At 65.5% G+C, this 12,570-nt stretch carries 13 protein-coding genes and 1 tRNA gene; 6 read left to right on the top strand and 8 right to left on the bottom strand.

Going from position 1 to position 12,570, the window contains the following annotated elements; translation table 11 throughout:
- The first annotated feature begins 91 nt into the window (after positions 1–91).
- On the top strand, positions 92–1,696 hold the full coding sequence (locus tag CFP68_RS02115; protein ID WP_099823941.1) for an NAD(P)H-hydrate dehydratase: 1,605 nt from the start codon (positions 92–94) through the stop codon (positions 1,694–1,696).
- 70 nt (positions 1,697–1,766) lie between these two features.
- Here the strand turns inward: CFP68_RS02115 and trpD are convergent, their stop codons facing one another.
- Together trpD and CFP68_RS02105 are read right to left on the bottom strand one after the other, a co-directional pair.
- Positions 1,767–2,786: an anthranilate phosphoribosyltransferase gene (gene trpD / locus CFP68_RS02110; protein ID WP_099823939.1), complete on the bottom strand. Its 1,020-nt coding sequence runs from the start codon at positions 2,784–2,786 to the stop codon at positions 1,767–1,769.
- Positions 2,783–3,364 carry an anthranilate synthase component II gene (locus tag CFP68_RS02105; RefSeq protein WP_099824207.1) on the bottom strand — a complete coding sequence of 194 codons (582 nt, stop codon included), beginning with the start codon at positions 3,362–3,364 and terminating at the stop codon, positions 2,783–2,785. Before CFP68_RS02105 ends, trpD begins: the two co-directional genes overlap by 4 nt.
- 175 nt (positions 3,365–3,539) lie before the next feature.
- Here CFP68_RS02105 and CFP68_RS02100 point away from each other — a divergent pair, with 175 nt between their 5' ends.
- A complete protein-coding gene (locus tag CFP68_RS02100; RefSeq protein ID WP_158234114.1) occupies positions 3,540–5,375 on the top strand; it encodes a divergent polysaccharide deacetylase family protein in 1,836 nt (611 codons plus the stop codon).
- Between the two features lie 12 nt (positions 5,376–5,387).
- On the opposite strand, the gene CFP68_RS02095 is transcribed toward CFP68_RS02100, so the two are convergent.
- Positions 5,388–5,906 (bottom strand): Hint domain-containing protein, encoded by a 519-nt coding sequence (locus CFP68_RS02095; RefSeq protein ID WP_099823935.1) that lies wholly within the window; start codon positions 5,904–5,906, stop codon positions 5,388–5,390.
- Positions 5,907–6,206: 300 nt separating this feature from the next.
- Between CFP68_RS02095 and CFP68_RS02090 the strand changes: the two genes are divergently transcribed.
- Positions 6,207–6,291 (top strand) — tRNA-Leu (locus tag CFP68_RS02090).
- 84 nt (positions 6,292–6,375) lie between these two features.
- On the opposite strand, the gene CFP68_RS02085 is transcribed toward CFP68_RS02090, so the two are convergent.
- Complete coding sequence (locus tag CFP68_RS02085) at positions 6,376–6,639, bottom strand: hypothetical protein (RefSeq protein ID WP_193825199.1); 264 nt, start codon at positions 6,637–6,639, stop codon at positions 6,376–6,378.
- A gap of 81 nt (positions 6,640–6,720) precedes the next feature.
- Between CFP68_RS02085 and tig the strand changes: the two genes are divergently transcribed.
- Positions 6,721–8,058, top strand: coding sequence for a trigger factor (tig, locus tag CFP68_RS02080; RefSeq protein WP_099824205.1), 1,338 nt, complete (start codon positions 6,721–6,723; stop codon positions 8,056–8,058).
- Positions 8,059–8,294: 236 nt separating this feature from the next.
- On the opposite strand, the gene rplI is transcribed toward tig, so the two are convergent.
- Genes rplI through rpsF form a run of 3 tightly spaced genes read right to left on the bottom strand, consistent with a single transcriptional unit; the run spans position 8,295 to position 9,536 of the window.
- On the bottom strand, positions 8,295–8,921 hold the full coding sequence (gene rplI / locus CFP68_RS02075; RefSeq protein WP_099823933.1) for a 50S ribosomal protein L9: 627 nt from the start codon (positions 8,919–8,921) through the stop codon (positions 8,295–8,297).
- A gap of 14 nt (positions 8,922–8,935) precedes the next feature.
- Positions 8,936–9,163 carry a 30S ribosomal protein S18 gene (gene rpsR / locus CFP68_RS02070; RefSeq protein WP_099823931.1) on the bottom strand — a complete coding sequence of 76 codons (228 nt, stop codon included), beginning with the start codon at positions 9,161–9,163 and terminating at the stop codon, positions 8,936–8,938.
- 19 nt (positions 9,164–9,182) lie between these two features.
- The gene (rpsF, locus tag CFP68_RS02065; protein ID WP_099823929.1) at positions 9,183–9,536 is read right to left on the bottom strand and encodes a 30S ribosomal protein S6; all 354 of its coding nucleotides are present in this window, start codon (positions 9,534–9,536) and stop codon (positions 9,183–9,185) included.
- Positions 9,537–9,811: 275 nt separating this feature from the next.
- Between rpsF and CFP68_RS02060 the strand changes: the two genes are divergently transcribed.
- Together CFP68_RS02060 and CFP68_RS02055 are read left to right on the top strand one after the other, a co-directional pair.
- The gene (locus CFP68_RS02060; RefSeq protein ID WP_099823927.1) at positions 9,812–10,429 is read left to right on the top strand and encodes a hypothetical protein; all 618 of its coding nucleotides are present in this window, start codon (positions 9,812–9,814) and stop codon (positions 10,427–10,429) included.
- Between the two features lie 127 nt (positions 10,430–10,556).
- The gene (locus CFP68_RS02055; RefSeq protein ID WP_099823925.1) at positions 10,557–11,153 is read left to right on the top strand and encodes a YceI family protein; all 597 of its coding nucleotides are present in this window, start codon (positions 10,557–10,559) and stop codon (positions 11,151–11,153) included.
- Between the two features lie 80 nt (positions 11,154–11,233).
- Here the strand turns inward: CFP68_RS02055 and CFP68_RS02050 are convergent, their stop codons facing one another.
- On the bottom strand, positions 11,234–12,433 hold the full coding sequence (locus tag CFP68_RS02050; RefSeq protein ID WP_099824203.1) for a cytochrome b/b6 domain-containing protein: 1,200 nt from the start codon (positions 12,431–12,433) through the stop codon (positions 11,234–11,236).
- Positions 12,434–12,570: the final 137 nt, after the last annotated feature.

Below are 12,570 nucleotides of genomic sequence, written 5' to 3'. Positions count from 1 at the left end.
GGGGATGCAACGGCGGAAATCGTGACCGATGGTCAATTTACGGGCGACAGGGTGAAAAAATGGGCACAACGCAAAAATCGAGGCGCTCGATATGAGCATGCTACTGACGGCGGCCCAGATGCGAGCGGTCGAAAAGGCCGCCATCGACAGCGGCGCGGTCACGGGTCTGGAACTGATGGAGCGCGCGGGGCAGGGCGCCATCGCCGCGATGCTGGCCGAATGGCCCGATCTCGCGACCGGACAGCGCCGCGCCGTGGTTCTGTGCGGCCCCGGCAACAACGGCGGCGATGGCTTTGTGGTGGCGCGGCTGTTGCGCGATCTGGGCTGGACGGTTGCCGTGTTCCTCCATGGCGATCTGGCGAAGCTGCCGCCGGATGCGCGCACGAACGCCCGGCGCTGGGGTGAGATCTGGCCGCTGACGACCGGCGAAGCGGCAAGGCGCGCCCCGGCGTTCGATCTGAAGGTGGACGCGCTGTTCGGAACGGGGTTGTCGCGGCCTCTGCCTGCGGAGCTGATATCTGTCATGACACACGCCGCGTTCCAAACCACCGATGAACAGAAAACCCTGGCCCTCGACGTGCCGTCCGGCCTGTCGGCGGATACCGGCCAAGTCGTGGCGCCGGACTCTGGTCCGGCCGGTGCCGGTTGCATTGCGGCGGATCTGACGGTGACGTTTCACACCATGAAGCCGGGACATCACCTTGCCGACGGGCCAGCGATGTGCGGCCGTCTGGCAGTGGTCGATATCGGTTTGCGTGACGGGCCGGGTTCTGATGGCTCGGACCCGCGCCCGGCTGGCTGTGGCCTTTTCGATGGTGAACGGTTGAAGCGGGGGCGTTCGTCCCCTCTCAGCAAGGCGGGCGGCCACAAGTTCGATCATGGCCACGCGCTGATCCTGTCCGGCGGCGTCGGGCAGGGCGGAGCCGCGCGGATGGCAACCCGCGGTGCACTGCGGATCGGCGCCGGATTGGTGACGATCGCCTGCCCGCCCGCCGCCCTGATCGAGAACGCGGCACAGTTGAATGCGATCATGCTGCGCGCGCTGAAAGACGCCGACGCGCTGGCCAAAGCGCTGGAGGATGACCGGATCAACGCCCTGTGCGCCGGACCGGGTCTGGGCATCACTCCGCGCACCGCCGATCTGGTGCGCCAGGTGCTGGACGCGCGGCGAAACACCGTGCTGGATGGTGATGCGTTGACCCTTGTCGCGCGCGACCCAGATTTGTTCGCGCGCCTGCACGACCGCTGCGTGCTCACCCCCCATGGCGGCGAATTCGCGCGCCTGTTCCCCGACATCGCGCATAGCATGAGCGCTCCGGTCACCGAACAGCATGTCTTCTCGAAGGTCGACGCCACGTGCGCCGCCGCGGCGCGCGCCGGGTGCACCGTGCTTTTCAAGGGGCCGGACACGGTGATCGCCACCCCGCAAGGGGACGCGTCGATCCATTCGGCCCAATACGACCGCGCCGTGCCCTGGCTGGCCACGGCGGGTGCGGGCGACGTGCTGGCCGGGTTCGTCGCCGGATTGCTGGCCCGCGGCTTTGCGCCAATGGCGGCTGCCGAAACGGCTGCCTGGCTGCACGTCGAATGCGCCCGGCGGTTCGGTCCCGGCCTCATCGCCGAGGATCTGCCCGACCGCCTGCCATCAGTGCTGCGCGATCTGCTGATGTCGGAGCCTCCGGCGGGAGTATTTTGAGCAAGAAAAAAACCGGGCTCCAGGCTTCTTGCCGATCCAAATACTCCCGCCGGAGGCTCCGGCAGCCGCGTCAGGTGTGCCCGCCGGTCAGGCGCGCAAGGGCTTCGATCTTTTCTTTCGCCGCGCCGGAATCGATGCTGTGGCGTGCCATTTCCACACCGTCGGTCAGGCTGGTGACGCGATCCGCCACGACGAGTGCCGCCGCGGCGTTCAGCAGGACCGCATCGCGATAGGCCGACGCGTCGCCGGCCAACAGCGCGCGGAAGGCGCGCGCGTTGTCTTCCGGCGCGCCGCCCATGATCTGTTCGAACGGGTGGCGCGGCAGCCCGGCATCTTCGGGCGCGATCTCGGTCTCGGTGACCTGTCCGTTGTCCAAGATCGCGACCTTGGTGGGAAAACTGATCGATATCTCGTCGGTGCCATCGCCGCCGTGCACGATCCACGCGCGTTCCGACCCCAGCGCGGCAAGCGTTTCGGCCATGGGGCGGATGACCTCGGCGGAAAAGGCGCCGGTCAACTGGCGTTTTACCCCGGCCGGGTTGGTCAGCGGGCCGAGGATGTTGAAGATCGTCCGGGTGCCGAGCTCGGCGCGAGCCGGCATCACATGGGCCGTTGCGGGATGGTGCATCGGTGCCATCATGAAGCCGATGCCGACCTCGCTCAGCGCGCGCTCGACCACGCTTGCCCCGACCATAACATCGATCCCCATCTGGGTCAGCGCATCCGCCGCGCCCGATTTGCTGGACAGGTTGCGGTTGCCGTGCTTGGCGACCACGACGCCCGCGCCCGCCACCACGAAGGCCGTCGCGGTCGAGATGTTCAGCGTGCCCTTGCCGTCGCCGCCGGTCCCGACGATGTCCATTGCGCCGTCGGGGGCTTTCACCGGCCGGCACTTGGCGCGCATCACGGCGGCGGCGGCGGCGTATTCGTCCACCGATTCGCCGCGGGTGCGCAGGGTCATCAGGAACCCGCCGATCTGGGCCGGGGTTGCCGCGCCCTCGAACAGGATGCGGAACGCCGTCTCGGCCTCGGGGCGGGTCAGGGGGCGGTCGACGGCGGTGGCGATCAACACCTTCAGATCGCCGCTCATGCCGGAACCCGTGCCAGGTCAAGGAAGTTTTGCAGCATGGCGTGGCCATGTTCGGAGCGGATCGATTCGGGATGGAATTGCACCCCGTGGATCGGCAGGGTCCGGTGCGACAGCCCCATGATCGTGCCATCCGCCAGCGACGCCGTCACCTCCAGCGTATCGGGAAGCGTCGCCGGGTCGACCACCAGCGAATGATAGCGCGTGGCGTTCAGCGGTGCCGGCAGACCGGCGAAGACGCCCCGCCCCTGATGGTGGATCACGCCGGCCTTGCCGTGCACGATCTCATGGCAGCGCACGACGCGGCCCCCGAAGGCCTGGCCGATGCTCTGGTGGCCGAGACACACACCCAGCAAGGGCACCTTTTGATCGGCGGCGGCGCTGACCAGATCGAGGCAGATCCCGGCGTCATCGGGGGTGCGCGGGCCGGGGGACAGCACGATCAACGAGGGTTTCAGATCCATCGCCTGCGTCACGCTGAGCGCGTCGTTGCGCGCGACCTTCACATCGGCGCCGAGTTCGCCCAGGTAGTGGACGAGATTGTAGGTAAAGCTGTCGTAGTTATCGATGAGCAACAACACTTCGGGCGTCCTTCGTGCAAGGCGGGCGTGCGGGGCGGCGGGGCGATGCGGTTGGGGGGTGAACACCGCCCGCAGCCGGGCTATACATGCCCGCAGGCGCGACCGGGGGTCAAGCGTTCCGGACGCATCGAACCGGGGCGATCCGGTTTCGCAACAGGCAGACGGAGAATCGCCCGTGGCAGGCAAGACCATCACCGGGATATTGGGCGGCGCATTCTGGGGCGCGGCCTTTGGCGCGCTTCTTCTGGCGCTTGCCGCGCAGCAGGTGACACGCCGATCGCTGGAGCCATCCCAGGGGGACGCGGACAGCCCGGCCGTGTCCGAGGGCGTCGAATCGCCGGCGGCCATCGTGACACCGGAGGCGGAAAAACCGGCCGCGAAAATCCTGGACGAGGGGGCGGATCCCCGGCCGGTCGAACGCGATCAGACCGGAACCGTGCCGAAGGCGCCTTCCGTGCCTGACCTGGTGGACGCTCCCGCACCCGGCGTGGATGATCCCGAGGCGCCGGATGTCGATGCCGATACGCCGGGCGCGCCCTTGTCGGGCGAGGCGGACGGCACCGGTGCCGCGGCGCCCGCGCCCGACAGCCCCCCCGATGCGGATGGCGAACCGCCCGCGATGCCGAATGCGCCCGGGCCTGCCGCAACCCGGATGCAAAGCCCCGCTGACCCTGCCGGTGTGGCGGCCGTGGTGCAGGATGCAACCGCCCCCGCGTCACCGCCACTGGAGGCCGGACAGATGCCGGCCGATCCGTCCGCGCCGGACACCGCATCACCGGCGCGGACGGTGCCCGATGCCGTGTCAGCGCCGTCTGCGGAACCGACGCCTGACGCGGCCGCCATGGACACGCGCCCCCCCGCACCGCCGGTGGCACCCGCTCCGGCGGTTGTGTCGGACGCCCCAGATGCGGGCGCCGCTCCGACGCTGGACACGGATCCGGGCGGCGCGCCGGTTGCGGATGCGGCGCCAAGGCGCGCCGGCGATCCGCCCGGTGTTACCGTGGTTGTCGCCGCAGACGACGTACCGTCACCGCAGGTTGCACATGCCACGCCCGAGGTGGGCCGCACGCCGGACCGAATGGCGCCGCAACGGGCCGACGACGACGCGGGTCGGCCCCCGTCGCGGACCGCGGCCCTTGCACGCGCGCCGTCGCCCGATGCGCCGGTCGCGCCCGGCCCCGCCGACGGGCCGCCGATGACCATCGGCGATGCGCCGGCACCGACCGGCCCCGACCCGGCCGAGGCACCTGCGGTCATCACCGATCGTTTGCCGCGCATCGGTGACGCGCCGGCCGCTGATGGCGATGCGGTCGAACCGGTGGCAGAGATCGAAACCGTGCAAACCGACGCGCTGAGCCGGAATGGCGAGCCGTTCGAGACCGAGACCGGCAAGCCGCTGGTGGCGGTGATCCTGCTCGACACGGGAGGGCCGCCCGTGTCCCTGTCGTTGCCGGTCTCGATCGCGCTGGACCCGGCCCTGGAGAACGCGGCGGCGCGCGCGGCCGCCTATCGCGCGGCCGGCCACGAGGTGCTGATGGTTCAGACGCTGCCCGGGGGCGCCACCGCGACGGATGCGGCGGTAGCGCTGGAGGCCAACCTGAAGGCGTTCGACATGGCCGTGGCGGTCATGGACACCGAGGACAGTGCCCTGCAGTCCAACCGTGACGGCATCGCCGAGATCGCGGCGCGCCTGACCGAGACGGGTCATGGGTTCGTGAGCTTTCCCAAGGGTCTGAACACGGGTCTTCAAGCCGTCGCGCGGTCGGATGTGCCGGCCGGATTGGTGTTTCGCCAGATCGATGATGCAGGTCAGGACAGACGGGCCGTGAAACGTTTCCTGGATCAGGCGGCATTCCGCGCCCGTCAGGAACAGGCGGTCATTCTGGTGGGGCGAAACCGGCCTGAAACGACCGAAGCACTTGTCGAATGGGCGTCGGGCAACCGCGCGGCCAGCGTCGCATTGGCGCCGGTGTCGGCGGCGCTGAAGGCGATGGAGTCAACGGAACGCTGAGGTGTCAGGGCGTCAGGGCCGGCCACCATCCGACTTTTCCAAGGTCCGCACCGCGACGGGGGATGTTCCGAATTCCAGCCCTTCGATATAGACAACATGGTTTTCCCCGAGGTCGGGCAGGAACATCTCGAGCGTGCGGGCGGTCGCGGTGCGGCGGATGAAGGTGCCGTCGGCAATGCGCTTCACCGCGACCATGGCGGTGCGATGTCCGAACAGCACATGCGCGCGCCAGTCACGCAGCAGAATCGGTTGATCCGCACCCAGGATGATGGCGCGTGCCGGCCGCATGTTGCCCAATGCGCAGGTTCCGATCCGACATGGGCGCACCCCGTGCCGCAGTCGACGGTGCAGCGCCTTCAACGGCCGCGCCCCGGCATCGCGCGTGACGATGCGGTCGCCCGGGCGCAGTTTGTCGATGGCGATCTCGCCGCGCAATGTCAGGATCCTGGTGCCTGATGAAAACCCGGTTTCATTTCCCGGAGAAGACGTGGAATCGAACGGAAATGCCTGCATGTAAGTCTCGCTTGCCATGTGCTCTGCCTTCGTTTTTGACCCACGCTATGGCAACAAATCGTTAAGAGCGAGCGGCGGAAGTGCGAATTTCCGCCAGCGTGGCACCGGCGCACGGGTCCGATGCCCACCGGCCCAGGATCAGCGCCCGCCGCGAAACCGTGACGAGGCGTCGAAAAGACGGACGGTCCGGGCCACGGGCAATAGGCGGGTTGGAAACGGCGAGAGCGTCAGGCAGCGAACCGATGATTTCCACTCGCCTTGGCGTGCGCCCTTTGCTAAGGGTCGCGCGACCCGGTGCGCTTTGCGGCACTCGGGCGTGCGGGTGTGGCGGAACTGGTAGACGCACCAGATTTAGGTTCTGGCGCCGCAAGGCGTGGGGGTTCAAGTCCCTTCACCCGCACCATAATGAAAACACTGTACTTTCTAATATTTTGCCTGCCTTTAGCTTCTGTGTAATGCTGCGGGTTTCGCACTCGTTTTCGCAGATTCATGTTCTGATCTTGTTCTGATCCTGTTGGTCGCGCTTCTGTTGCGCGCCCATGGATGCCGCCTTTTGCTCGCGTCGAGCGCGGAATTTGCGCACCATTTCCATCGTTTTGTGGCCTGTGACGGCTTGGATCTTCGCATCCTCACACCCCGCATCGGACAACTGCACCGCTGCGGTGTAGCGCCATCGTAAGCCATTGCGATTGCGGCCCGGGGGCACGCGAAATTCCACAGGGCGCCCGTGGCCCATGGTTTCAGCTTGCAACGACCCCGACCGGACCATAGAAGGGCCTTCGATTTTATGCCGCCCATGCATGGGTCGGCGCCGTTGAAACGCGAGGATATGATGCAGGTCACCGAAACCCTGAACGAAGGCCTGAAGCGCGCCTATCAGATCACTGTTCCAGCGTCTGAACTGGACGCGAAGGTGAACGAGAAGCTGGCCGAGGCGCAGCCCGAAGTCGAAATGAAGGGCTTTCGCAAGGGCAAGGTCCCGATGTCGCTGCTGAAAAAGCAGTTCGGCCCCCGCCTGTTGGGCGAGGCGATGCAGGAAACCGTCGACGGTGCGATGAGCAAGCACTTCGAGGACAGCGGCGATCGCCCGGCCATGCAGCCCGAGGTCAAGATGACCAAGGACGACTGGAAGGAAGGCGACGACATCGAGGTTTCGATGTCCTACGAGGCGCTGCCCGAGATCCCCGACCTCGATTCGTCGGACATCACGCTGGAGAAGCTGGTCGTCACCCCCGATGAGGAAGCGGTGGACGAAGCGCTGAAAAGCCTGGCCGACAGCCGCAAGTCCTATGAGCAGAAGAAGGACGGAGCGAAGGCCGAGAACGACGATCAGGTCGTGATCGACTTCAAGGGATCGATCGACGGCGAATTGTTCGATGGCGGTTCCGCCGAGGATTACCCGCTGGTCCTGGGGTCGAATTCGTTCATCCCCGGTTTCGAGGAACAGCTTGTCGGCGCCAAGGCGGGCGACGAGGTCGAGGTGAAGGTTTCCTTCCCCGACGATTACCAGGCGGAAAACCTCAAGGGCAAGGACGCGGTCTTTGCCTGCACCGTGAAAGAGGTCAAGGCCCCCGGCGAGACCAAGATCGACGACGACCTGGCCAAAGGTTTCGGCGCCGAGGATCTGGACGCGCTCAAGACGCAGATCCGCGAACGCCTGGTTGCGGAATATTCCGGAGCGTCGCGCGCCGTGATGAAGCGCAAGCTGTTGGATCAGCTGGACGACAAGGTCAGCTTTGATCTGCCGCCGTCGCTGGTCGATGCCGAGGCCAACCAGATCGCGCATCAGCTGTGGCACGAGGAGAACCCCGAGGTTCAGGGCCACGACCACCCCGAGATCACGCCCGATGACGAACATCGCAAGCTGGCCGAACGTCGCGTTCGCCTGGGGCTTCTTCTGGCCGAACTGGGTCGCAAGAACGAGATCCAGGTGACCGATGCCGAGATGACGCAGGCGGTGTTGACACAAGCCCGTCAATATCCGGGGCAAGAGCGCCAGTATTTCGAATTTGTCCAGCAAAACCCGCAGATGCGCCAGCAACTTCAGGCGCCGATCTTCGAGGATAAGGTTGTGGATTATATCTTCGAACAGGCCACAGTGACCGAGAAGGAAGTGACCAAGGCCGAGTTGGAAGCCGCCGTCGAGGCGCTGGAATCCGACGAGGGCTGAAGCCGCCGACAATCATGATCAAGGGCCGGAACGCGCGTCGTTCCGGCCCTTTTTCGTGCGCGATCGTCACTTCGGCGATGCGGGCGGGGGCAGGGCGGGTGGCCCGGTAGCGACAGCGCGCCCTTCACGCACAAAAAAACCTGCCGGGATGTGTCCCGGCAGGTCTGTTTTCTGCGTCCCGGTATGCGTCGACAAGACGGAACCGGCAGCAACGCGTCACGCGGTCAGGCGTGCGGTCACTTGTCTTCGTCGTCGCCTGCATCCGCTGCGGGCTGTTCGGTCCGGTCGCCGTCGAAGTCTTCGGAAGCGGCGCCACCGATGTCGTCGAACAGTTCCTGGATCTCGAACTCGGCTGCGGCTTCTTCTTCCGCGGCCAGTTCCTGGATCGACTTGCCGGCGGCCTGAAGCTCGGCCTCTTCGGACGAGCGGGCGACGTTCAGTTCGATCTTCGCCTCGACTTCGGGGTGCAGCGTCACGAGGACGGTATGAATCCCGAGGTACTTGATCGGCGCGGTCAGCGCGACCTGCTTGCGATCGATGGTGAAGCCTTCGGCCGTGGCCGCATCGGCGGCGTCACGGGTGGTGACCGAGCCGTAGAGCGCACCGGCGTCCGACGCCGAGCGAATCACGACGAACTGCTGTCCGTCGAGCTTGGCCGACATCGCCTCGGCCTCTTTCCTGGTCTCGAGGTTCTGCGCCTCGAGCTGGGCTTTCTGACCCTCGAAGGCCTTGACGTTGGCGGGCGACGCCCAGAGGGCTTTCTTCTGCGGCAACAGATAGTTGCGCGCATAGCCTTCCTTGACGTTCACGACTTCGCCCATCTGGCCCAGCTTGGCCACACGTTCCAGAAGAATGACTTGCATTGCTTTCGTCCTTCTCAGTTCACGGCGTAGGGCAGCAACGCCAGGAAGCGGGCACGCTTGATGGCACGGGCCAGTTCACGTTGCTTCTTGGCCGAAACGGCGGTGATGCGCGAGGGCACGATCTTGCCACGCTCGGAAATGTAGCGTTGCAGAAGGCGCGTGTCCTTGTAGTCGATCTTCGGCGCGTTGTCGCCGGAGAACGGGCAGACCTTGCGACGGCGGAAAAACGGTTTCGTAGCCATAATTTATCGTCCTTTCCTGTTACCGGCGCTCACGACGGCCTTCACGCTCGTCGCGCTTTTGCATCTGGACCGAAGGGCCTTCGGCGTGTTCGTCCATCTTGATCGTCAGAACGCGCATGACGTCGTCATGCAGGCGCATCAGACGCTCCATCTCCTGGATCGCCGCCGCGGGGGCGTCGGTGCGGAGATAGGCGTAATGCCCCTTGCGGTTCTTGTTGATCTTGTAGGCCATCGTCTTGACGCCCCAATACTCGTTATCGACGACCTTGCCGCCGTTATCCGAGAGGACGGTGCTGAAATGTTCGATCAATCCCTCGGCCTGGGTGTTGCTCAGGTCCTGGCGGGAGATGAAGACATGCTCGTAAAGCGGCATGCGTGCTCCTGTTCTGTTCAAGCGCGCTTCAAAGACCGGCATTCACTGTCCTTCCGCCGGTCACGAGGGGCGTCGCGGTGGTCGCGTGCGAAGGAATGGCGGCTTTTACGCAGGCGGCGCGGGCGATGCAACCCCTTCCCGGCGCGGCAGCCGGGATTGATGACCACAACTTTTACGGGTTTTGCCCAAATCCGGCCATGATCCGCGGTTAGCGATGGATCATCTCAATGTGCCGAACGCCAGGTGCCGGTAGCCAAACCAATCGGGGTTGAACCATGACAGACCAGCGCAATGCAAATGCCGTATCGAAATCCGCGCTGTCCCTGTTCGAGGTGTGCAACGGGTATGTCCTGACCCAGGGGCGCGATGCGCTGGAGAATATCGTGCTGTGGGAGCGGCTGATGCGGTTCGTGGCGGTCATGGTCGGACTTTGCGTCGCGGGCCTGTGGCTGACGACGCAGGCCGAACATTCGCGCGAAGTGCTCATGATGAAATCCATCCTGAGTGTCGTGCTGCTGGCGATCTGTGTGCGTCTTTTCTGGCGCTCGCGCAGCCGGAAACAGCACGAAGTGCGCATCGACCTGATCCGCCGCCAGCTGAGCCAGGTGATGCGCGGCGACGACGGTTCCGAACAAAAGCTGCTGTGTGTCGGCTTCTCGGACATCGAAAGCCTGTTCATCCGCCGCAATCGGGATGCCGTTGTCGGCTCGGCGTTGTTCATGCGTCTGGCCGGCGTGGGTGAACCCGTTCTGCTGGCCACCGGCAACGACCGTGCGCTGGAGGCGGTTCATCAGCGAATGACGGGCGATCTGACCAAGGCACGCGGCATGGTCGACCTGCCCGAACCGGTCAGCGCGCCGGCACCGCGCCCGCGTCTGTTCCAGACCGCCTGATTCGCCGCGCGGCAGGGGTGCTGCGCGCCGATGCACAACACATGTTGAACGATGCGGCGTTGCCGTGGGTCGGGCTGTGCGCCATCTGGGTCGGCATGAATGAATGCAACCAGCGGAGACACCCGAAATGAACAAGACACTTGCCGCCGCCCTTCTTGCGACCTCGACCCTGACATTCGGCGCGGCTTCGGCCCAGGCCGAAGCGGTGAAATTCGCCCTGGACCCCAGCCACAGCCAGATCGTGTTCACCTGGAACCACCTTGGGTATTCCACCACGACCGGCATGTATTCCGGGTTCGAAGGCGACATCATGTTCGACGCCGAAGACCCGGCCGCGTCTTCGGTCAGCGTGACCTTTCCCGCCGAGGGCATGATCACCGGCTGGGACGCGCGCACGCAGCACTTCCTGCAATCGGGTGATTTCTTCAAGCTCGACGAGGCCCCCGAAGTGACGTTCGAATCGACCGGGATCGAGGTGACGGGCGACGCCACCGCGAAGATCACAGGCGATCTGACGATCAACGGTGTCACGAAGTCGGTGGTTCTGGATACCGTGCTGAACAAGCAGGCGGAATATCCGTTCGGCCCGACCCAAGGCCAGATGGCGTTGGGCTTTGACGCCACCACCACCGTCGTGCGCAGCGAGTTCAACCTGGGCGCCTTTGCCCCGGCCATCGGTGACGAGGTGAAGGTGCAACTGTCGATCGAGGCTGTCGCCGAGTAATCCGCCCGATCTGAACCGCAACCACGACTATTGCGAACGCCGCCGGATTTGGTCCGGCGGCGTTTTGCGTCTGGGTGCCGTTATTGGCGCACGGCCGTCAGATCGACAGCAAGCGAAACGGCAAAGCCCAGCGTGCCTTCGTCGGTCTGGCCTGCGCCGATGGCATAGTCGCGTCGGTCCAGCGTGGTGGCGCCGCTCATCGTCGCGGTATCGCCGTCGATATCCAGCGTGAAGGGCAGGGTGACGGGCACCTCCGCGCCTTTCAGGGTCAGCGTGCCGTCGGCAACATACCCGGTGTCGGCGGTGCGAATCACCGCCGTATAGTTGGCGGTGGGATGGGTTTCGGCGTCGAAATAGTCCGGGCCCATCGCCTCGGACGTGACCGACCCCAGGGTGAGCGAGGGGATCGAGACGTCGACGCTGACGCTGCCATGGCTGCCGTCGGTCGGGGTTTCGGCAAAATCGATCGAAGCGCTCCAATCGGCGAAACTGCCGGTCACGTCGCTGCCGAATTGCGACACGGTGATGGCAAGCGTGCCATCCTGGACCGCCCAGCCGCCTTGAGAGTCGGCCAGAACCGGGGCCGAAGGCCGTTGCGCCGCATCGGAGGGATCGGTCAGGATCAGGGCGATGGCGGCCCCCACGGCATAGACGCCGGCGGCCAGCGCGGCGGGCAGGGCATGACCGCCCCCGCCGCCTGTGGGTGGCGCGGATTTCGCGCGGCCGGGCAGCATCCGCGACAGCGTCGCGTCACGGTCGATCAGCGCATGTTTCAGCGCGCCCGCAATATGCAGCACGATCGCGCCGATCAGGATCTTGGTGAACACCCCGTGAATTGCGCCGAACACCGCCATCACCGTTTCGTCCTTGGGCACCAGCGGCAGCGATTGCCCGAACGGCCAGAGGATCGGGGCAAAGCCTTCGGACGCGGCGTGGTGAATCCAGCCGGATGCGGGCACCATGACCAGTGCACCATACAGTGCCCAATGGACGACCTCGGCCAGCAGGGTTTCGGCCTTGCGCTCGGGGTGGAGCGGTTTCGGGCGGGTTTCGCTCAGCGCCCACAGGATCCGCGCCAGGGCCACGAAGAACACCGTCACGCCCACCGTCTTGTGCAGGCTGAACAGCTGCGCCTTGCGGGCCAGTTCGGCCGACGTCTCATAGCCCATGTCGTTGGCGATGATTCCCAGGGGCAGCGCCGTGAAGATCAGCAGCGCCGTCAGCCAGTGAAAGGTCTTGCTTATGGTGCCATAGGTGGCGGCAGTGTTGGACAGTGACATGATCGGCCTTTTCATGAAGGTATCGACGCGATTCTAGGGCAACGGACAGGCCGCGCCAATCGTCGTGCCCGCACCTGTGGTGTGCGACATTGCGCAGAAAGCGCGGAAGCGTTACCACCCGATACACCCGAAGAAGG

The sequence above is a fragment of the Oceaniglobus indicus genome (assembly GCF_002751875.1).
GTDB lineage: Bacteria > Pseudomonadota > Alphaproteobacteria > Rhodobacterales > Rhodobacteraceae > Oceaniglobus > Oceaniglobus indicus.
This window is presented reverse-complemented; position numbering and strand designations above follow the sequence as displayed.

Excerpts from the sequence above, each read along its gene's own strand:
- rpsR (WP_099823931.1), bottom strand. The coding sequence starts at position 9,163 with ATGGCTACGAAACCGTTTTTCCGCCGTCGCAAGGTCTGCCCGTTCTCC.
- CFP68_RS02115 (WP_099823941.1), top strand. The coding sequence starts at position 92 with ATGAGCATGCTACTGACGGCGGCCCAGATGCGAGCGGTCGAAAAGGCC.
- rpsF (WP_099823929.1), bottom strand. The coding sequence starts at position 9,536 with ATGCCGCTTTACGAGCATGTCTTCATCTCCCGCCAGGACCTGAGCAAC.
- CFP68_RS02055 (WP_099823925.1), top strand. The coding sequence starts at position 10,557 with ATGAACAAGACACTTGCCGCCGCCCTTCTTGCGACCTCGACCCTGACA.
- CFP68_RS02060 (WP_099823927.1), top strand. The coding sequence starts at position 9,812 with ATGACAGACCAGCGCAATGCAAATGCCGTATCGAAATCCGCGCTGTCC.
- CFP68_RS02095 (WP_099823935.1), bottom strand. The coding sequence starts at position 5,906 with ATGGCAAGCGAGACTTACATGCAGGCATTTCCGTTCGATTCCACGTCT.
- CFP68_RS02050 (WP_099824203.1), bottom strand. The coding sequence starts at position 12,433 with ATGTCACTGTCCAACACTGCCGCCACCTATGGCACCATAAGCAAGACC.
- trpD (WP_099823939.1), bottom strand. The coding sequence starts at position 2,786 with ATGAGCGGCGATCTGAAGGTGTTGATCGCCACCGCCGTCGACCGCCCC.
- rplI (WP_099823933.1), bottom strand. The coding sequence starts at position 8,921 with ATGCAAGTCATTCTTCTGGAACGTGTGGCCAAGCTGGGCCAGATGGGC.
- tig (WP_099824205.1), top strand. The coding sequence starts at position 6,721 with ATGCAGGTCACCGAAACCCTGAACGAAGGCCTGAAGCGCGCCTATCAG.